This window comes from Bradyrhizobium centrosematis, assembly GCF_045571495.1.
Classification (GTDB): Bacteria; Pseudomonadota; Alphaproteobacteria; order Rhizobiales; family Xanthobacteraceae; genus Bradyrhizobium; species Bradyrhizobium centrosematis.
On sequence record NZ_CP120703.1, the window covers coordinates 5,848,040 to 5,867,359 of the forward strand.

Annotated in this window: 15 protein-coding genes; 9 read left to right on the plus strand and 6 right to left on the minus strand. The window is 64.8% G+C overall.

Annotated elements, in window-relative coordinates:
* Positions 1-234: 234 nt before the first annotated feature.
* A complete protein-coding gene (locus P6U31_RS27960; protein ID WP_407184956.1) occupies positions 235-825 on the minus strand; it encodes a TetR/AcrR family transcriptional regulator in 591 nt (196 codons plus the stop codon).
* A 293-nt stretch (positions 826-1,118) separates the two neighbouring features.
* Between P6U31_RS27960 and P6U31_RS27965 the strand changes: the two genes are divergently transcribed.
* The gene (locus P6U31_RS27965) at positions 1,119-1,484 is read left to right on the plus strand and encodes a nuclear transport factor 2 family protein (protein ID WP_407184957.1); all 366 of its coding nucleotides are present in this window, start codon (positions 1,119-1,121) and stop codon (positions 1,482-1,484) included.
* 254 nt (positions 1,485-1,738) lie between these two features.
* Positions 1,739-3,700, plus strand: coding sequence for a putative bifunctional diguanylate cyclase/phosphodiesterase (locus P6U31_RS27970; RefSeq protein ID WP_407184958.1), 1,962 nt, complete (start codon positions 1,739-1,741; stop codon positions 3,698-3,700).
* Positions 3,701-4,135: 435 nt separating this feature from the next.
* Here P6U31_RS27970 and P6U31_RS27975 read toward each other — a convergent pair whose 3' ends face one another.
* The 4 genes from P6U31_RS27975 to pgm form a co-directional block, all read right to left on the minus strand.
* Complete coding sequence (locus tag P6U31_RS27975) at positions 4,136-5,116, minus strand: PDR/VanB family oxidoreductase (RefSeq protein ID WP_407184959.1); 981 nt, start codon at positions 5,114-5,116, stop codon at positions 4,136-4,138.
* An 11-nt stretch (positions 5,117-5,127) separates the two neighbouring features.
* Positions 5,128-5,880 carry a GntR family transcriptional regulator gene (locus P6U31_RS27980; protein WP_407184960.1) on the minus strand — a complete coding sequence of 251 codons (753 nt, stop codon included), beginning with the start codon at positions 5,878-5,880 and terminating at the stop codon, positions 5,128-5,130.
* 3 nt (positions 5,881-5,883) lie between these two features.
* Entirely contained in the window at positions 5,884-6,933 is a 1,050-nt protein-coding gene (locus P6U31_RS27985; protein WP_407184961.1) for a Rieske 2Fe-2S domain-containing protein, read from the minus strand.
* Between the two features lie 538 nt (positions 6,934-7,471).
* Positions 7,472-9,118, minus strand: coding sequence for a phosphoglucomutase (alpha-D-glucose-1,6-bisphosphate-dependent) (gene pgm, locus P6U31_RS27990; protein ID WP_407184962.1), 1,647 nt, complete (start codon positions 9,116-9,118; stop codon positions 7,472-7,474).
* A 238-nt stretch (positions 9,119-9,356) separates the two neighbouring features.
* Here pgm and P6U31_RS27995 point away from each other — a divergent pair, with 238 nt between their 5' ends.
* Positions 9,357-10,517, plus strand: a complete 1,161-nt coding sequence (locus tag P6U31_RS27995) for an acyltransferase family protein (RefSeq protein WP_407184963.1) — start codon at positions 9,357-9,359, stop codon at positions 10,515-10,517.
* A gap of 80 nt (positions 10,518-10,597) precedes the next feature.
* Positions 10,598-11,446 (plus strand): MBL fold metallo-hydrolase, encoded by an 849-nt coding sequence (locus P6U31_RS28000; RefSeq protein WP_407184964.1) that lies wholly within the window; start codon positions 10,598-10,600, stop codon positions 11,444-11,446.
* A 49-nt stretch (positions 11,447-11,495) separates the two neighbouring features.
* Here the strand turns inward: P6U31_RS28000 and P6U31_RS28005 are convergent, their stop codons facing one another.
* Positions 11,496-12,371: an aldose 1-epimerase family protein gene (locus P6U31_RS28005; RefSeq protein ID WP_407184965.1), complete on the minus strand. Its 876-nt coding sequence runs from the start codon at positions 12,369-12,371 to the stop codon at positions 11,496-11,498.
* Between the two features lie 181 nt (positions 12,372-12,552).
* On the opposite strand from P6U31_RS28005, the gene P6U31_RS28010 reads away from it, so the two are divergent.
* From P6U31_RS28010 to P6U31_RS28030, 5 genes are all read left to right on the plus strand, one after another.
* Complete coding sequence (locus P6U31_RS28010; protein WP_407184966.1) at positions 12,553-13,656, plus strand: glycosyltransferase family 4 protein; 1,104 nt, start codon at positions 12,553-12,555, stop codon at positions 13,654-13,656.
* A 36-nt stretch (positions 13,657-13,692) separates the two neighbouring features.
* Positions 13,693-15,036: a glycosyltransferase gene (locus P6U31_RS28015; protein ID WP_407184967.1), complete on the plus strand. Its 1,344-nt coding sequence runs from the start codon at positions 13,693-13,695 to the stop codon at positions 15,034-15,036.
* A 110-nt stretch (positions 15,037-15,146) separates the two neighbouring features.
* A complete protein-coding gene (locus P6U31_RS28020) occupies positions 15,147-16,478 on the plus strand; it encodes a hypothetical protein (RefSeq protein WP_407184968.1) in 1,332 nt (443 codons plus the stop codon).
* 33 nt (positions 16,479-16,511) lie between these two features.
* Positions 16,512-17,786: a glycosyltransferase family 4 protein gene (locus P6U31_RS28025; protein ID WP_407184969.1), complete on the plus strand. Its 1,275-nt coding sequence runs from the start codon at positions 16,512-16,514 to the stop codon at positions 17,784-17,786.
* Positions 17,783-19,174 carry a hypothetical protein gene (locus P6U31_RS28030; RefSeq protein WP_407184971.1) on the plus strand — a complete coding sequence of 464 codons (1,392 nt, stop codon included), beginning with the start codon at positions 17,783-17,785 and terminating at the stop codon, positions 19,172-19,174. Before P6U31_RS28025 ends, P6U31_RS28030 begins: the two co-directional genes overlap by 4 nt.
* Positions 19,175-19,320 lie beyond the last annotated feature (146 nt).

Consider the following 19,320-nt stretch of genomic DNA (forward strand, 5'->3'; position numbering starts at 1 on the left):
TTCTTGTTGGCGTGGCGTTTCCAGCTTCACCTCTCCCCAGCGGGGAGAGGTCGGATTGCGCGCGGCGATGCGCAGCATCGTCCGTAGCAATCCGGGTGAGGGGCCGCAACGGCAAGTCAGACCGTAGCCCCTCACCCGGATCGCATCTCCGATGCGATCCGACCTCTCCCGACGGGAGAGGTGATCGAAGTGCGGCGTCAGCACCGTCCGCATTACTCGCTCCGCCCCAGACGATCATGGCTTGACGCGCAGCGCCTCGACCAGCGACTTGAACGCACGGGCATATTCCGTCCCCGCCCTTGCGATATCGGCGCGACCGGCGCAGGCGACGGCGGCCTCGGTGACCGCGCCGAGCAGCAGCCGCGCCAACGGCTCGACTGGTTGCCGCGCGATCAGGCCGGCCTCCATCGCCGCGGACAGCGCACGCGGCAGCTTGCCGCCAAAGTGCTGCGCGTCGATCTCGCGCCAGCGCTCCCAGCCGAGCACGGCGGGACCGTCGCGCAGGATGATCTGGCCGGTCGGGCCCTTCGCGGTCGCGGCAAAGTAATGCTGGGTGCCAACGACCATCGCGGCGAGCACGTCCTTTTCAGTGCGCGCGGCACCGTCGATCTCGACGACGAGGTCGCGCGAGACCTGGTCGAACACCGCCTCGAACACCGCCTCCTTGGTCCTGAAGTGATGATAGACCGCGCCCTTGGCCACGGACGCCCCTTCGGCGATCTCGTCCATGGTGGTGGCGGCAAAGCCTTGCGTCCCGAACAGGCGCCGGGCCGCCGTCAGGATCGCCTCCGATGTCGCCGCGCGACGCTCTGCCTGTTTCGCCATGCTGTACCTGACTGGCGCGGATTAGGCCGCACGCTCACTGCACCTCTCCCGCTTGCGGGAGAGGTCGGCGCATGGCGCCGGGTGAGGGTTTTCTCCTCTTGGGGGTCCTTCATTGTGGAGACACCCCACCCCAACCCTCCCCCGCAAGCGGGAGAGGGAGCCGACCTTCTTCGCGGACATAGCTCGATCCGATCTAGGGAAGCTCTAATCGAATTCGCTTCGCGCGGCCAGTTGACTTTTCGACCGTCGGTCGGTATTTACCGACCAACAGTCGGTTTCATCGGGAGTGCACCATGCCGAGCCGTGAGGTGGTGGAAGCTTTTGCCAGGCGCCTGGAGGACGGAGATTTCGTCGGCGCGATCGAACATTTCTATACGCCCGATGCTGCGACCTACGAGAACAACGCCGCTCCCACGGTCGGGCGGGAAAAATTGGTGGCGAAGGAGCGCGGCGTACTGGCCGCGAGCAAGGAGGTCAAGGCGCTGCGTATCGGTCCCAGCCTGATCGAGGGTGACCATGTCGCGACGCGCTGGACCTTTAGCTTCACCAGTCTGGAAGGGGTCACGCGCACGCTGGACGAGATCGCGTGGCAAACCTGGCGGGGCGATAAGCTGGTCGAGGAGCGCTTCTATTACGATCCGAAGCAGCTGGGGCGGTGACCGCATTTCCCTGCAACCTGTCATCGTCCGCCTGGAGCGCAATTGCACATCAGGCGGGCAATGACGGCGAAGCTAGCCGCCGAGATTGCTCGGCCATCGCGGATTTGTATCGATTTGTTATCGATACTCTCTCTCGAACACGCAGAAGTGGTTACGGCGGCCGCCGCAGCTAAGGATAATTCATAGTTCGTCAAAGGTTTGCAGCGAATTCTCCCGATCGAGCCGGACAAACGGCTCATGCTGCAGGCTCTGAGATGCGGACTCAAACGACCAACTATGTCGCGCGGCTGCTCGCCGGCGATCTGTCGGCCTTTGGCGGTCCCGTGACGGACGAAGCCACGGCTGGCCATATCCGCGCCGAGCAGATGTCGCTCGTGCTCGGCTATTCGGTCGGCATCATGCTCGCCAATGCCTGCAATGCCATCGTGCTCGCCATCGCGCTTTGGCAGTCGCCGGACAGGATTTTTGCGCTGGTCTGGGCCGCCGCCGTGGCCAGTGCCGCGATCGCGTTCGGGCTGCAATCCCGCACCGCGCGCCGTATCACCAAGCCGCAATTCGTCTCGCGCGGCGCCATGCACCGGCTGGTGCGAAACGCCTTCATTCTCGGCGCCGCCTGGGGCATCGTCCCGGTCGCCTTCTTCGCCGGTGCTCCGACCGGCGGCCAGCTCGTCATCACCTGCCTGTGCTCGGGCATGCTGGCCGGCGGCGCGCTCGCCTTCGCCACCATCCCGATCGCAGCTATCGCCTTCACGGCCCCGATCTTCGTCGGGATCGCCATCTGCCTCGGCAGAAACGGCGATCTGGCTTTTCTTCTGATCGCTTTCCTCGTCGTGGTCTACGGCAGCGTGCTGTTGCGCGGGGTGTTCGTCAATTCATTCTCGTTCGCGCGTCGCGTGATGCGGCAGATCGAGGCGGAGCGCACGGTACGGCTGGATCCTCTGACCCACCTGCCCAACCGCGTCGCCTTCAACGAGACGCTCGAGGCTGCGTTCAAGCGGCTGGCGTTGTCCGGCGAGGAGTTCGCGGTGCTCCTGCTCGATCTCGATCGTTTCAAAGAGGTCAACGACAAGTTCGGCCATCCGGCCGGGGACGAATTCCTGGTCCAGGTCGCAAGCCGGCTGCAACGCTGCACGCGCGCCGCCGAGCATGTCGCGCGCATCGGCGGCGACGAGTTCGCGCTGGTGATGGCCAATCTGGCGCGTCCCGAAGATGCACTCGCGATCGCCGAACGCTTCGTCGCGGCCTTCACCGAGCCGTTCCGCATCGAGGGCCGCCAGATCGTGGGCGCGACCAGCGTCGGCATCGTGCTGGCACCCCGCGACGGCACCACACCGCTCGACGTGATGAAGAATGCCGATGCGGCACTCTACGGCGCCAAGAAGGCGGGCCCGGGTACGATCCGTTTCTTCGAGGCGAGCGACGACAGGGTCTCACGCGACCGCAAGGCGCTGCAATCGGACCTCGAGGGCGCGATCGCGCGCAACGAACTTTTCCTCGTGTTCCAGCCCTTCCTCGATCTCGACCAAGGCCGGATCACCGGCTTCGAGGCGCTGCTGCGCTGGCAACATCCCAAGCGCGGACTGGTGCCGCCGAGCGAATTCATCCCGATTGCGGAAGAGACCGGGCTGATCCAGGAGATCGGCGAATGGGTGATCCGCCGCGCCTGCGCGACCGTCGCCAAATGGCCTGACGGGATCAGGATCGCCGTGAATTTCTGCGCGGCGCAGTTTCACAATGCCGGCATTCTCCAGGTCATCGTGCAGGCGCTCGCCGATGCGAAGATCGCCCCGCACCGGCTCGAGATCGAGATCACGGAATCGATGCTGCTGTCGAAATACGGCTCGGCCGAGTCGGTCCTGAACGCGCTGCTGCAGCTCGGCGTCACCGTGGCGTTGGACGATTTCGGGACGGGCTTCTCCTCCCTCACTTACTTGCGCAAGCTGCCGTTCAGCCGCATCAAGGTCGACCAGTCCTTCATCCGCGACATGCTGGTGCAGCCGGACTGCGCCGCCATCGTGAAATCGGTGATCTCTCTTGCGCGCGATCTCAACATCGGCGTGGTCGCGGAGGGCGTCGAGACCGCCGACCAACTCGAATATCTCAGGCAGATCAGTTGCGACGAGGTTCAGGGCTACCTGATCAGCCGCCCCGTGTCGGCCGACGGGGTGATGGCCCTGCTGGAAGCGAAGAAGCTCCGGGCGACTTTTGCGGCGTAGGTGCGATGGAGCCTTGTGCCGGCGGCCCGTGAGGTGCGCCCATCGCATATGGTGTGCACGATGCGGCGGCAGTGGCAGTCGGCTCCCTCTCCCGCTTGCGGGGGAGGGCTGGGGTGGGGGCTGTCTCCGCATTGGGATTGCTAGAAATTGCGGAAGATGCCCCGTGGCGAAAACCCTCACCCGCCGCGCTCTGCGAGCGCGGCGGCCTCTCCGGCAAGCGGGAGAGGCGGAGCAAGCCCGCGGTCCTCGCGAAATCCATATGCGATCGCCCTGCCCGCTTGCGGGGAGGGGCTGGGGAGAGGGTGTCTCGACGGCGGGATTTCCCCAGAGGAGAGAGCCCTTACCCGCGCCTTCGGCGCGACCTCTCCGGCACGCGGGAGAGGTCGAGCCCGCGGCGCCGTCCATTTCTCCTAACATCCTCCCTTCCAGGCTCGCTTAAACCGCATCCGCCCGCAGCAGCGTGTCCACCGTGATGGTGCCCCTCGCGCGGGAGACGCAGGCGCAGATCTTCTGGTTGCTCTCTTTCTGATGGTCGCTGAAGAAGACGTCGCGATGGTCGATCTCGCCGTCGACGTCGACCACGTCGATGGCGCAGAGGCCGCATTCGCCGCGCTTGCAATCGGATATCACCTCAAATCCGCTGGCATTGAGCACGTCGAGCATCGAGCGCTCGCGCGGGATTTCGAGCTCGACAGCGGAATCCTTCAGGCGCACCCTGAACGTTTCGGTCGGCAGCGTGCCGCTGGAGCCGAAGGTCTCGTAGCGCAGATCGGGCAGCGGATGGCCGGCACCGGTCCAGGCGTGGCGCGCGGCGTCGAGCATGCGCATCGGGCCGCAGAACAGGGCGAGCGAGCCTTGCGGCAGCGAGGCGAACACCGCGTCGAGATCGAGGCGCCGGCCTTCGTCGCTGGCATGAACGACCAGGCGATCGCCGAGCATCGCGGCAAGATCGTCGAGATAGGCGGCCTCGCCCCGCGAGCGCACCGCATAATGCAGCCTGACGTCGGCGCCGCGCCGCGCCAGTGCCTGCGCGGCACCGAAGATCGGCGTGATGCCGATGCCGCCGGCCACCAGGCAGTAGGTCTCGCGCGCCCAGTCGACCGCGAGCAGCGAGGCGGGCCGGGTGATGTCGAGCCGCGCGCCCGGCTTGAGCTGCCACATGTAGCGCGAGCCGCCGCGGGAATCCTCGGCACGGCGCACCGCGATACGCAAGCCGTGCGGGGAGGCTTCGCCGACCAGCGAATAAGATCGCGTCTCGGGCAGGCCGTCGATGGTCACGCTGACATTGATGTGGCTGCCGACCGGATAGGCCGTACCCTCGAACTGGTCGGGCCGGATCAGGAATTCGCGAATATCAGGGGCGAGATCGCGCGTCGCGGCGAGAGTCGCGGGGATCCAGGTTTCGATGAAGCGCATGGTGACTGCCCTCAGTCGGTTGCGGACTTGATCAGCGCGAGCGCCGGCAAGAGGTCGAGATGAGTGCGGTTGCGCAGCGCCAGCCGCAAATTGCGCACCGCCAGCCGCGCATGCTCGCGCATGACGGCCTCGGCGCGGGCGCCTTCGCGGTTTTCGATCGCATCGAGCACCACGCGGTGGTGCTCCTGGGCGATGATCAGGATCTGCTGCGCCTCGGGCAGCGCGGACTGCGCCATCACGAAGCCGCTCGGGGACGCGAACGGCAGCGCCGAGGCGCGGTCGATCTGGCGGATCAGCGGCGGGCTGCGCGAGAGCTCCGTGAGCAGCGCGTGGAAGCGCGCGTTCAGCGTGACATAGGACGAGAACGCTTCGATCGAGATCGGCACCTGGCGCAGCAATTCGTCGATCGCGGCGAGGCACTCCTTCAGCGGCTCGAGCTCGCGCGCGGAGACGCCGCGCTCGGCCGCAAAGCGCGCAGCCAGGCCTTCCAGCGTGCCGCGCAGCTCGATGGAATCGGAGATGTCGCGCTCGGAGAATGCCTTCACCATGAAGCCGCCGGAGGGGATCGCCTCCAGCAGCCCTTCCTCCTCCAGCCGCACCAACGCCATGCGCACCGGGGTACGCGAGGCGCCGGTGGTTTCCACCGCCTGCAGCTCGGAGATGCGCTCGCCCGGGCGCAAGGCGCCGGACAGGATCTGGTCGCGCAGCGCGAGCTGCGCCTTCACGGTCTGCGAGACGGAGCGGTCGACCTCACGCTCGGCCATGACCTACTCCGCGGCCTGGAGGCGCGGCGGCGGATTTTCCTTCGCCACCATCCGGTCGATCAGCTTGCGCGACCACATCGCGCCGGCGTCGATGTTGAGGTTGTAGAAGATCCGGTCCGGGTTCTCGTCCATGGCGCGCTGCTGCGCTTCGAGGATCAGTTCGTCCTCGCGGAAGATGCCGGAGACGCCCTCGCGGATCTCAGTGGTGATGCGCTGCTCACCGATGCGATAGTTGCGCACGAAGGCCCAGAAGTAATGACAGGTCTTCTCGGTCTCCGGCGTGATGGTGTTGAGCACGAAGCCGTTGACGCCCTGCGAGCGGTCGCCTTCCGGCGCACCAGTGCCGGCGGGCGCGACGCCGACATCGATCGCGATGGTGCACGGCGCCTCGAAGCGGATGATCTGCCAGCGGTCGACGCGACCCGGCTTGCCGAGCTGCTTGGCCCAGAACGGCGGCGGCTCGATGTTGCGCATCCAGCGCGTCACCGTGACCGTCTTTTCGCCATGGGTGACGTCGAACGGCGCCTCGGCGACCGCGTCGTTGCCGATCGAGGAGCCGTGCACGAACGTCTCGTGGGTGAGGTCCATGAGATTGTCGAGCACCAGGCGATAATCGCAGTTGACGTGGATGGTCTTGCCGTCGCCGGCCCAGGCTGGATCGTGATTCCAGTGCATGTCGGGAACGAGCGCGGGATCGGCCAGCGCGGGATCGCCCATCCAGAGCCAGATATAGCGGTGACGCTCGACCACGGGATAGGAGCGCACGCAGGCTGACGGGTTGATGGTCTCCTGCGAGGGCATGAAGGTGCAGCGCCCCTGCGCGTTGAACTTCAAGCCGTGATAGCCGCAGACAACAGTGTCGCCTTCGAGCCGGCCCTTCGACAGCGGCACCAGGCGGTGCCAGCAGGCATCTTCCAGCGCGGCGACCGAGCCGTCGGCCTTGCGATACATGACGATGTGCTTGCCGCAGATCGTCCGCGGCAGCAGCGCCGGCTTCACCTCGGCATCCCAGGCGGCGGCGTACCAGGCATTCATCGGGAAGGGTTTTGTCATTGGTCTCACTCCCACGGCTTATGTATGCGTTATGTATACAATACCGAGGGATCTGAATTGCTCAAGGTCCCATCTGCCCTACTTTAATACCTTTATCAGGTTTTATGTATACATACACGGCCACAGCCGCGCGGCTTGCTTACCCTCCCCTGGAGGGGGAGGGTCGCTTCGCATGGAGCAAAGCGGAATGCGGAGCGGGGTGGGGTGATTTCTCCCCACGGGCAGTCCGCGAGAGGAGGGATCACCCACCCCGCTCGCGCTTACGCGCGATCGACCCTCCCCCTCCTGGGGAGGGGAATCGCATGTGGCCCTTTGCACGAGCTGAGCGCGCGCCTCGTCCTTCGAGACGACCGCTTTCAGCGGTCTTCTCAGGATGAGGCTAAGCGGCATCGGAGCCCGTCGAAACCAGCGAAACGCACTCGGTCCTCATCCTGAGGGCCCGCCAACGGCGGGCGTCTCGAAGGATGGCCGCACGCGACATCACTCTCATATGCGATAGCCCTGCCCTCCAGCGGAGAGTAACGGGCAGCGTCAGGTGCTAACTCCCGAACACCTTGGCCAAGCCGGCCTGCGCCTCTTCCTGGATCCGCTTCAGATGCTCGGGGCTACGGAAGCTCTCGGCGTAGATCTTGTAGACGTCCTCGGTGCCGGAGGGCCGCGCGGCGAACCAGCCGAAATCAGTCTCGACCTTGATGCCGCCGAACGGCTGGCCGTTGCCGGGCGCCTTGCTCAGGGTGCTGCGGACCGCATCGCCGGCGAGCTCCTTCAGGCCGAGCTGCTCGGGCGTGACGGATTTCAGGATGGTCTTCTGCGGTCCGGTCGCGGCGACGTCGATGCGGGCATAATGGGGCATGCCGAACTCGGCGGTGAGCTCGCCGAAGAGCTGGCTGGGATCGCGGCCGGTCTTGGCCATGATCTCGGCGGCGAGCAGGCCGAGGATGATGCCATCCTTGTCGGTGGTCCAGACCGTGCCGTCGCGGCGCAGGAACGAGGCCCCTGCACTCTCCTCGCCGCCGAAGCCGAAGCCGCCGGTGAGCAGGCCGTCGACGAACCATTTGAAGCCGACCGGCGTCTCGACCAGCTTGCGGCCGAGCTTTTTGGCGACACGGTCGATGATCGAGCTCGACACCACGGTCTTGCCGATCGCGGCATCCTTGCTCCAGCTCGGGCGATGCGCGAACAAATAGGAGATCGCGGTCGCCAGATAATGGTTCGGATTCATCAGGCCGCCGGAGCGCGTCACGATGCCGTGGCGATCGGCGTCGGTGTCATTGGCAAAGGCGACGTCGAAGCGATCACGCATCCCGATCAGGCTCGCCATCGCGTAGGGCGAGGAGCAGTCCATGCGGATCTTGCCGTCCCAGTCCACCGTCATGAAGCGGAAGGTCGGGTCGATCGCCTCGTTCACCACCGTCGCCTTCAGGCCGTAGCGCTCGATGATCGGATGCCAGTAGTGCACGGCGGCGCCGCCGAGCGGATCGATGCCGATATTGATGCCGGCGGACTTGACGAGCTCGAGATCGACGACATGGCCGAGATCGGCGACGTAGGGCGTGACGAAGTCGTAGGCATGGACGTTCGAAGACTTCAGCGCCTTGGCATAGTCGATGCGCTTCACGCCCTTGAGGCCGTCGGCGAGATAGGCATTGGCGCGCTTCTCGACCACGCCCGTGACATCGGTATCGGCCGGACCGCCATGCGGCGGATTGTACTTGTAGCCGCCGTCTTCCGGCGGGTTGTGCGATGGCGTGATGACGACGCCATCGGCGAGGCCCGAGGTGCGCCCCCTAGTGGAGGTGAGGATCGCGTGCGAGATCACGGGCGTCGGCGTATAGCCGCCGTTCTTGTCGATCATGATCTCGACGCCGTTGGCGGCAAACACCTCGACCGCGCTTACCAGCGCCGGCTCGGCCAGCGCATGGGTGTCGATGCCGATGAAGAGCGGACCGGTCAGCCCCTTTTCCTTGCGGTAGTCGCAGATCGCCTGCGTGGTCGCGAGGATATGGCCTTCGTTGAAGGTGTTCTTGAAGGAGGTGCCGCGATGACCGGAGGTGCCGAACGCCACGCGCTGGGCGGGATCCGCGACATCGGGCTTGCCGGCGAAATAGGCCGTGACCAGCCGCGGAATATTGGTGAGCGCGTCCGGCGAAGCCTTCTTGCCTGCCGCAGGATGAACATCAGCCACTGGAATATCCTCGTTCTGTCGCAACAGAGATAGCGGAGCACCATAGCATCGGCCGGGATCCCGCCAAGGGCACAACACGCGCGATGGGCAAGGCGTTCCTTGGAGGCGATGGCGACCGATCAGTCGGTTCGGCCGTGGTCCCGACCGCCCATTAACGTAAAGACAGCCTTTGGCTTCGGAAAGCCCACCTGCGCCTTTATGGTCTCGCCTGAATGATGAGAACCACGGAGCAGACGTGATGCAGGGGCAGGCCCGGTTGGCTGCCGGTCGAACCGAACGAGGCGCATCGCCGCTTGCTCGTTCGCACACCCTCGACGTCCTGCGCGGCCTCGCCATCGCCGGGGTGATGGCGATCCACGTGTCGCAATCCTTTCCGTCGAATATCCACGCCGTCGACTACGCCTTCATGTGCGGCTGGACCGGCGTCAACGTGTTCTACTTCGTCAGCGCCATGACGATGTGCCTGATGTGGACGCAGCGCAGCGGCGAGACCAACCCGACCCGCAAATTCTATATCCGCCGTGTCTTGCGCATCGCGCCGCTGTTCTGGCTCGCGATCCCCGCCTACCTCGCCATCAACGGCACCGGGCCGAGCGCCAACGCGCCTGGCGGCATCGGACCGGTTCAACTGATCCTGACCGCGACGTTCCTGCACGGGTTCTGGCCGGACAGCGTCAACAGCGTGGTGCCCGGCGACTGGTCGATCGCGGCGGAGATGACCTTCTATCTCGTCTTCCCGCTTCTGATCACCGCGTTCGGGTCGCGCCGCCATCTCTATCTCGCGCTGGCGATCGTGCTGCATCTCGTCAATGTCTGCCTGTTCAAGCCGTGGGCCTTCGTGCTGTTCTCGGCCTATTACGGTCCCGGCCAAGAGGCCTTCGTCTGGACCACGCTGCATCTCAGCTTCCTGAACCAGCTTCCGGTCTTCCTGATCGGATGCGCGCTGTTCTTTGCGCTGCGCGACGGCTTCACCCGGTCCGACGCTGCGATCTACGCCGTCTTCATCGCGCTGTCCTTCGTCGCCGATCGCGCAACGGGCTCGCACGAATTCAACTATCTCATGATCAACCTCGTGCTCGGCGCACTGGTGACGGGTTGCATCAAGCTTGGCCTCCGCTTCCGGCCGATCGAGGCGCTCGGCCGCAATTCCTATTCGATGTACCTGTCGCATTTCGCGGTGATCTACGGCCTGCGTCAGCTCTGGCCGCTTCCCGACGGGCTGATCTCGCTGCTCGTCGCCTATGTCGTCACCGCCGCGCTGAGCTATCTCGTCGCACGCGCGACATGGCATCTGGTCGAACGGCACGCACAGGATTTGGCGCATCGTCTGACAGCGGCGGGATCGGACCGGTCGCCCCGTCGGCCGATCCTCGCCGCCAATGCAGCCGGGATCCGCTGAGGCTTCCTCCCGCGATGCGGCTTGCTTCAAGGCCGCCTTCTTATCTACTGTGAAGACTCTTCACGCTGGAGGGAGGCGCCATGGAGGTCATACTGCTCGGCACCGGCGGGCCGCGCCCGGACCCGCGCCGCATGGCGACGACCACGCTGATCAGGCTCGGTGACGAGGACATCCTGTTCGACGCAGGCCGCGGCGTCGTGCTGCAGCTCAGCAAGGCCGGCGTTCCGCTCGGCGCGATCAACACGGTGTTTCTCACGCACCATCACTTCGACCATATCGGCGACCTCTACGACGTGATGCTGAATTCATGGATGCACGGACGCAAGGACGCGTTGCGCATCTATGGACCGCCGGATACCGAGCGGCTCGTCAACACGCTGATCACGCAGGTCTACGACAAGGACATCACCTGGCGGGATAAGGGCGAGCCGACCTTCGGCGGCTGGAAGCCCGTCGCAGCAACGGACATCCTGCCGGGTCCCGTTCTCGATACCGGACGCTGGAAGATCAGCGCCGAGCTGGTCTCGCATGGCGACGGCCTCGACATGCCGCCGGCCTTCCTGGCGCGATGGATGTGCCTCGGCTACCGCTTCGAGGCCGCGGGCAAGGTCATTGCAATTTCCGGCGACACTGTCCCCTGCCCCGGACTCGAGCGGCTGGCGCAGGGAGCCGACCTGCTCGTCCAGTGCTGCTTCCTCGCAACGCCGGAGATCAACAACGAGCACCTCCGCCGCCTTGCAAAATTCACGATCGCCTGCGGCGACACGGTCGGCAAGGTGGCGGCCAAGGCCGGCGTCAAGACGCTCGCGCTGACCCATCACCGGCCGCGCAGCGACGATGCCATGCTGGGCGCGCTGCTCGAGGATATCAGGCGCGACTACTCAGGGCCTGTCGTGCTCGGCGAGGATCTCACCCGTATCGAAGTCTGAGAGGCACCGCTCAGCAACCGACAGAATGTGAGCGGAAAGCCATTCGAGATCAGGACGATCCGACCTCGATCCGGTACGACAAGCGCTCTTCCGCGCCCGCGGCGATATGCATCAGGCCGGGCTTGTCGCCGAATTCGCCGTCGAATCCGGCTGGGCTGGCATGACCGCGCCAGGGCTCGATGCAGAGGAACGGCGCACCGGATGGTTTCGACCAGACGCCGAGTTCGCGAAAGCCGCGCCAGGACATCTTGAGCCAGGGGCCGGTGGACGCGGCATAGCGCACCGCATTGCTCTCCATCCGGTCGAAAATGACGGCGTCGTAGGTGAACAGGGCTTCGGACAAGGCGAGCACCGCACCTTTGACCGGGCTCGGCTCCGTTGCCGGGCGCAGCAATCCGCCATCGAGACGGCGGATGGGAGACGACTCCGCGCTGGCGAAGGTCAGCGCGTAGCTCTCCTTGGCGAGCCCTGGCTGGAGCGGCCAGTTGAACGCGGGATGACCGCCGATCGAGGCCGGCAACGTCTCCTTGCCGGTGTTGGCGATCGTGAGCGTCAGATCGAGACCGGCATCATCGATGGCATAGGCGGCACTGAGCCGAAATGCGAACGGATAGAGCGCGCGCGTCGCCTCGCTGTCCTCGAGCACCAGCGTGCAGCTTCGCTCGCCGCGCTCGGCCCACGCGAAGCGGCTATCGCGGGCAAAGCCGTGCTGGGTCATCCGGTATGTCTTGCCCCGATGCCGCAATTCGTCGTTGGCGAGGCGTCCGACGATCGGAAACAGCAGCGGCGCATGGCGCCGCCATTCCGGCCCTGCCTGCCAGACGAATTCGGTGATACCGTCCTCCAGCGAGCACAGCTCGGCGCCGTGCGCCTTGATGGTTGCGGAGAGCCGGCCACTTCGAAGCGTGTAGGTGTCATCACTCATCCGCGACATCTACACCGCGACCTCAGATGCAGCAAGGCAGCGCCAGCCATGCAGGCGAAGTGTCAGCACCGTGCAGAGCTGCGTCATATTTCTGTACCTAAGGGTTGCTCCTTTGCACCCCGTCCACCGCCTGCTTCCAGCGGGGCCGGCGCGGACTCCGATCAACCAGCGTGGTAGCCAATTGAAATTCTTCATCAACGGCCGCTTTCTGTCGCAAAAGCTGACCGGCGTGCAGCGCTATGCCGCCGAAATCGTCAAGGCGATCGATGCGCAGCTGGCGTCGGAGCAAACGCCCGCCTCGCTGCGGAACGCGGATTGGCAGTTGCTGACGCCCGCTGATGCAAGCGAGGAGCTCCAACTCGAGCGAATCAAGGTTCGCACCGTCGGCCGTTTGCGCGGGCACGCCTGGGATCAAATCGAGCTGGCGCGCGCCGCTGCGGGCGGCCGCCTGATCAGCCTTGCCAATGCCGGCCCGGTCTTCCATCGCGACCACATTGTCGTGATCCACGACGCACAGGTCTTTCGCAGACCGGACTTCTTCAGCTGGCGCTATCTGGCGGTTCACCGAACCATGGGCCGGCTGCTCGCCCGGCACGCAAGCATCGCAACCGTATCGGCATTTTCGCGCAAGGAGCTCGCCGAAGTGCTGAGACTGCCGGCAGATGCAATCCCGGTCTTCCCCAATAGCGCGGAGCACTTCGCCAAGACCAAGCCGGATCCTGGCATTATTGCAAGACTAGGGCTTCAGCCGCAGAAGTTCTTCCTCTACGTGGGATCGAGGACCAAGAACAAGAATCTGTCCGTGGCGATCCGCGCCATCCAGCTGCTCGACCGACCTGACGTTCCCCTGGTGATCGTCGGCGGCGACAACAGCAAGGTATTTCAAGACAATTCGGCAGAAGGCGCCGCCGGCCTGCTGCTGGCCGGGCGTCTGAGCGACGGCGAGATCGCAGCGCTTTATGCGCAGGCATCGGCATTCGTGTTTCCCTCGCTCTATGAAGGGTTCGGCGTGCCGCCACTCGAAGCCATGCTCTTCGGCTGTCCGGTTATCGCCTCGACAGCCGATGCCGTGGTGGAGACGTGTGGTGATGCAGCTGCGTATTTTAGCGCCAGCGATGCCGAAGCGCTGAAGCAACTCATGCTTCAAAGATTGGCAGCGGGCGCCATCTCTGACCAGGAACGCATCAGGCAGCAGGATCGTGTTGCTTTCTACTCGTGGAAGAGATCGGCGAAAGCTCTGCTCGATCATCTGGCGGGGCCGACGAACGTCGCCAGCGCCGCTTGAAATTCCACGCAACTCGCCTCTCGCGCGCAATGGTTCTTGCACAAACGTTTTGCAACTCGCTGCCTGCAGCGCAGTTCCATGAAACTTTTGTTTTTCCGACTGCGAGCACCTTGGCGCAACATCACCACATCCCCGCCCCAATATCGCTACGTATTCGAGGAACTCTGTTTCGCACTAGCGAACACAGAACAGGGATGCACGATGTCCGGCTCTCCGACGCAAGCCTATGCAAGGCAACCGATGAAGGTGCTGCACATCGCCGAGACGATTCGGGGCGGGATTGCGAGCTACCTGAACGAGTTGCATCCGGAGCAACAGGCAAGCTTCGGCGCGCATAATGTGCATTATGTCGTGCCGTCGGATCATCGTCGCGATCTCCCCGCAATCGATGACAACCATATTACGACGTTCGAACGGCCCGGCCGCAGCGTCGCCGGACTGTTCCAGATGCTCCGCGCGAGCATGCAGGCGCTGGATGCCTTCCGTCCAGACCTCGTGCACCTGCATTCCTCTTTCGCAGGCCTCGTGCTCCGCCCCGCGCTTGCCGCCCGCTCTAACGGGCCGCGCGTCGTCTATTGTCCGCACGGCTGGGCGTTTTCGCGCCAGACCGGCCGCCTCAGTCATGTGGTGACAAAAGCGGCGGAGAATCTTCTCGCACGGACGTCGGACAGAATCATCTGCATTTCCGGCGACGAGTTCAACGAAGCCGTTCGCGCCGGAATTCCTGCCGAGCGCCTGACGGTCGTTCACAACGGCATCTCGAAGACGCGCTCGCCGCAACCGGTCGCTGCGGACTGGACCTCCGACAAGGTCAAGGTCCTGTTCATCGGACGCCTGGACCGGCAGAAGGGCTTTGATCTTCTGATCGAGGCAGCGCGCGCGCTCGAAGATGTGCTTGATGTCCGCATGATCGGCGCCTCTGTCGTCAGCAAATACGAAGGCCCGAGCGTCCCGTCCAACGTGACATTGCTGGGCTGGCTCGATCGCCCGACCATCGAGACCCAGCTCGAGGCCGCCGATCTCGTCGTGATCCCGTCACGATGGGAAGCCTTCGGCCTCGTTGCGTTGGAAGCGATGCGCGCGGCCAAGCCCATCCTAGCATTCCGTAGCGGGGCATTGCCCGAGATCGTGGTCGACGGCGTCACCGGCGTGCTTTGCGAGCCGGTCGCCGTCCAGCCGCTCGTGGACGGTTTCCGACGGGCGCTCGGTTTCGATCTCAAAGTGTTGGGACAACGCGGCTACGACCGGTTCAAGCAACTGTATGACGTTCAGAAGACGCATGGACAGTTGCAGCAGGTCTATGCCGAGCTGCTGCAGGACGACCGGACCCCGGTCGAGAGGAAGGCAGGGCTGCAATCCGACCTTTCCAAGAATTTCTGATGGCTCAACATGCACGCTTGTCCTCGCAGATGCTGGAGATCGCGATCGCGATGCCATGGAGCGGATTGGGTGCCACCGCGAACGCAACACGCGCGAGCATGATCTAGCCGATGACAGTTTCACGCACCTTGGTTCGCGGCAGTTGCCGCCTCGCGATCCTCATCGCATCCATCTTTCTCCCGGTCTCCGTCAGCGCCCAGCAAGCGCAGCCGCTCGATGCGCGATTCCTGCTCGGGGTCGGCACGCATCAGGGACTCGGCGGCCTGGTGAGCGCGCGCGGCTATGTGCCTTCCGAGAACATCGCTCAGATCAAGCAGCTTGGCTTCAACGCCTTTCGCGATGATTTTCCCTGGTCCGATTTCGAGGTGGGGGGACGCCGGATGGGTTTCACGCCCAAGCTCGGCAGGCTCGAGGCGCAGGTCCGGTCCGGCGTCGCGCGCCCGCTCCTGATCCTCGCCTTTGGCCATCATCTGGTTCCGAATTCCTCGCCGCCGACGACCGACGAGGCGCGGCAGCGGTTCGCCGATTATGCGGCCGCGGCGGCGCAATCGGTTCTGCCGCAGCATCCGCTCTTCGAGCTCTGGAACGAATGGAACCTGGCGGCCAAGAAGGATGCCGCGTTCTCGCCAGAAAACTATCTGGCGCTCGCGCAAGTCACGCGGCCGGCGGTCAAGCGGGTTGCACCGAATACGCCTTTCCTGGTCGGCGCGCTCGGCGACGATCCGGGCTGGACATGGACGGAGAAGATGCTGCGGACCGGCATCCTCCAATATGCCGACGGCGCTTCGATCCATCTCTACAATTTCTGCATGGGTCCAAGCAAACGCACGTCGGCCGAGATCATCGAGCGGCTCACGGCGTTTCACCGCCTCGTCGGCCAGGCGAGCGGGAACCCCGACTTCCCGATCTACGTCACCGAGACGGGCTGGACCACGGCCGCCAACAAATGCGGCGTCAGCGAGCAGGCCCAGGCCGACAACACGGCACAGCTCATCTTATGGGCGTCGACTGCAGCCCGCTGGCTCAAGGGCATGTGGCTCTACGAGCTCAAGGATAGCGGCAATAATCCATCGGAACTGGAGCACAATTTCGGGCTCTATCGGTTCGACAATTCGCCCAAGCCGGTCGCCTGCGCGGCCCAAGGCGCCTGGGCTTTCATCCGCTCCAGCCTCAGCGCCGAGCGACGCGAGCTCGCCAGCGGTGTCGTGTCCATCAATGCATCGACGGCTTCGGGCGGCAGAACTGCCGTCTGGTCCGAGGCTGCGGGCCGACGATACGAAATTCGGCTCAAGGGCGATCAACCAGGCGCAAGCTATGCGATGCCGTGCGATCAGACGGCAAAGGCTGCGTCCGGAGCCTGGATCCCCATCTCGAGCACACCGATCCTGATTGCGACCAATGACAGTGCCGTTCCCGCCCTGGAGATAAGGCCGGCGCGGTAGACGCGATTTTTTTGCAGACATGAGGTTGACGCGATGAAAGTTCTTTTGACGTCCACGCTTTATCCGACGCCTCAGGCACCGAAGATCGTCGGCGGCGCGGAGATCTTCGCCCGCCGCTTCGCCGAAGGCCTGGTGCAACGCGGCGACGAGGTGGAAGTGATCCGGGCCGCCTCCTCGCCCGGGCAGGCTCCGGAAACCTGCGAAGGCATCAACGTCTATTCCGCGCCGGTGCAGAACATCTACCTGCCCTTCACCGAGCAGAAGAACATCGCGCTCCGCAGCATCTGGCACGCGGTCGACGACTGGCAGATGCAGGCCCCGCTGATCGCGGAGCGCATCCGGGCTTTCAAGCCCGACGTGCTGCACTCCAACAACCTGTCGGGACTCACCACCGCGATCTGGCGCGTCGCCGCCCAGCTCGGCGTTCCCGTGCTGCATACGCTCCACGACTATTACCTGACCTGCCCGCGCTGCTCCCGCTTCGACCAGGGACGATCCTGCGAGCGCACGTGCACGAGCTGCGGAATTCTCACCTTCCATCGCAAGCGTGCCACGCATTGGCTCAGCGCCGTGGTCGGCGTGAGCGAGCGCGTCCTGTCGATCCATACCAACATGGGCATGTTCGCAGAGACCCCGATCCGCACCGTGATCCGCAACGCCTCGACCGAGCCGCCGCGCGAGCCTTATCCTCGTCCGATCTGCACCACGGAAGTGACATTCGGCTTCATCGGCCGCCTCACGGAGGAGAAGGGCATCGACAATTTGATGCGGGCGCTTGCCCGGCTGCCGCGTGACCGGATCCGGATGATGATCGCCGGTCGTGTCAGCGAGGAGGAGCAACGCCGCCTCAGGGCGCTGGCGCCGGATGCGCGGATCGAATTCATGGGCTTCGTCGTGCCGGACGATTTCTACAGACAGGTCGACGTGGTGATTGCGCCCTCGATCTGGCACGATCCTGGTCCGCTCGTCGTTGCCGATGCGAAGGCGGCCGGCAGACCGCTGCTCGGAACGCGCTTTGGCGGCATGCCCGAGGTGATCGAGCACGGCGTGACGGGCTGGCTGACCGAAGCCGATCCGCAATCGCTGGCCGACAGCATGCTCGCAGTCGCGTCCGATCCACACAAGATCGACGAGATCAGCCGGCGCCTGATCGCCGACACCAACAAGTGGATCTTTGCGGACGTGCTGTCTTCATACAAGAACCTGTATGAGCAACTGCGCGAACAGCGGATGTCGCGCATGCGCGCTGCAACGGCCGAAGCGCCACAGGGACGGGCTGTCGGCAAGGAGCGCCTCATTCCCCGATGACACGCCTCCTGGCGATGGCGGGTTACGTCTATCAGAGTGCCGCGGCGATCGTCCTGATCTTCGCGATCAGCCATCTGTTGCCCGCCGCCGACTACACGAACTTTTCCCTCGCACTGGCCTCGAGCCAGCTGCTCTGCGTCCTGATGTTCGAGTGGCTGCAGCTGGCCGGACTGCGCTTTCTAGCCGCCGCCAGGGAGAACGAGGCGGCGCGGCTGAGGTGGTCGCTGTTTGCGGCCGGCCTGTCGAGTGCAGCGGCGCTCGTCGTGGTCGGGAGCTGTGCGTCCATGGCCAGCGTGCTCCCGACGGGGATCGTCGCCCTCGGCCTGAGCATCTCCGTCCTTCAGGGCCTGACGGATCTCTATTTCCTGTCGGTCCGGCTGTCCGACCGGCTGGGCATCGCCTCTTCTCTTCTTGCGCTGCGGGCCACCGCGCTTCTGGTCGGAGCCGCCGCGGGAGGAGTGATCTCGGGAACGGCCGAAGCGGCGCTGCTCGGCATCGCGTCGGGGCACGCGCTCGGCCTCCTCGCCGGCCTCATCGCATATCGCACGCCGATGGAGCGCGTGCCGTTGCAGGCGATGCTGTCCGACTGGAAGGACTTCTCCCGCTACGGCATGCTTGCGGCGGGCGCCTCCGTCATCCATTTGTCGGTGCCGGTGCTGCTCCGTGTCATCGTCATCGGCCGGCTGGGCGCAACGGGCGCCGGCGCGGGATTCTCGATTGCGCTCGACCTCCTGCAACGTCCCTTCTGGGTTCTCAACGCAGCGATCCACACCGTGAGCTATCCCGAGGTGGTCAACGACTTCGAACACGGAGGCAGCGCAAAATCGGTGCAGTCGGCACGCCGGATGTTCGAATTCATGATCTGCACGACGCTGGTGCTGCTCGGCGGACTGATCGGATTCATTCCAGATGCTGCCCGTATCCTGGTTCCCCAGGCGAGCCTGGATGGCTTCCTGGAGACGGCGCCGACGGTTGCAGTCTTTTATTTTCTGCACACCCATTTGCAGGCGACGATCGCGGTCGTCCCCCACCTCGAGAAGCTGGCGACAAGGCTCGTCGCCGTCGCCGCCGGCCAGCTCGCCATCGTCGTGTCCTTCTCCATGGTCGCGGTATCAGCCGGTCTGTCGCCGCGAGGGGCAGTCGGTTGCGCTTCGATCGCCACGCTCGCAACGATACTGGTCGCACTCGGTCCGACCCTGCGGTTTGAGGCGTTCCCGCGCTGGCCGTTGGTTGTACAGTCTCTGGTGGCCGCCATCCTGATCGGGTCGCTGGGAGCGATGCCGACGGAGCCCCCGACATGGCTCGCCGGCAAGATCGTGATCGCCGCGATTGCAACGGCGGTGATCGGATGGCGCGGGGACTTCCTGATGCTGGGCCGCCGCGGCTGATCCGCCGAACCAGCAGTCTGCCAAGCCAATCGAGTTCCGACAGGGAACTCGCTTGCCTTGTCCTCCTCAGGCGAGCGCGCAGCCTGCACCACCTCCGCGCGTATACAACTCAGGCGCGCAAATCTACAGAATTAACCGCCCATGGG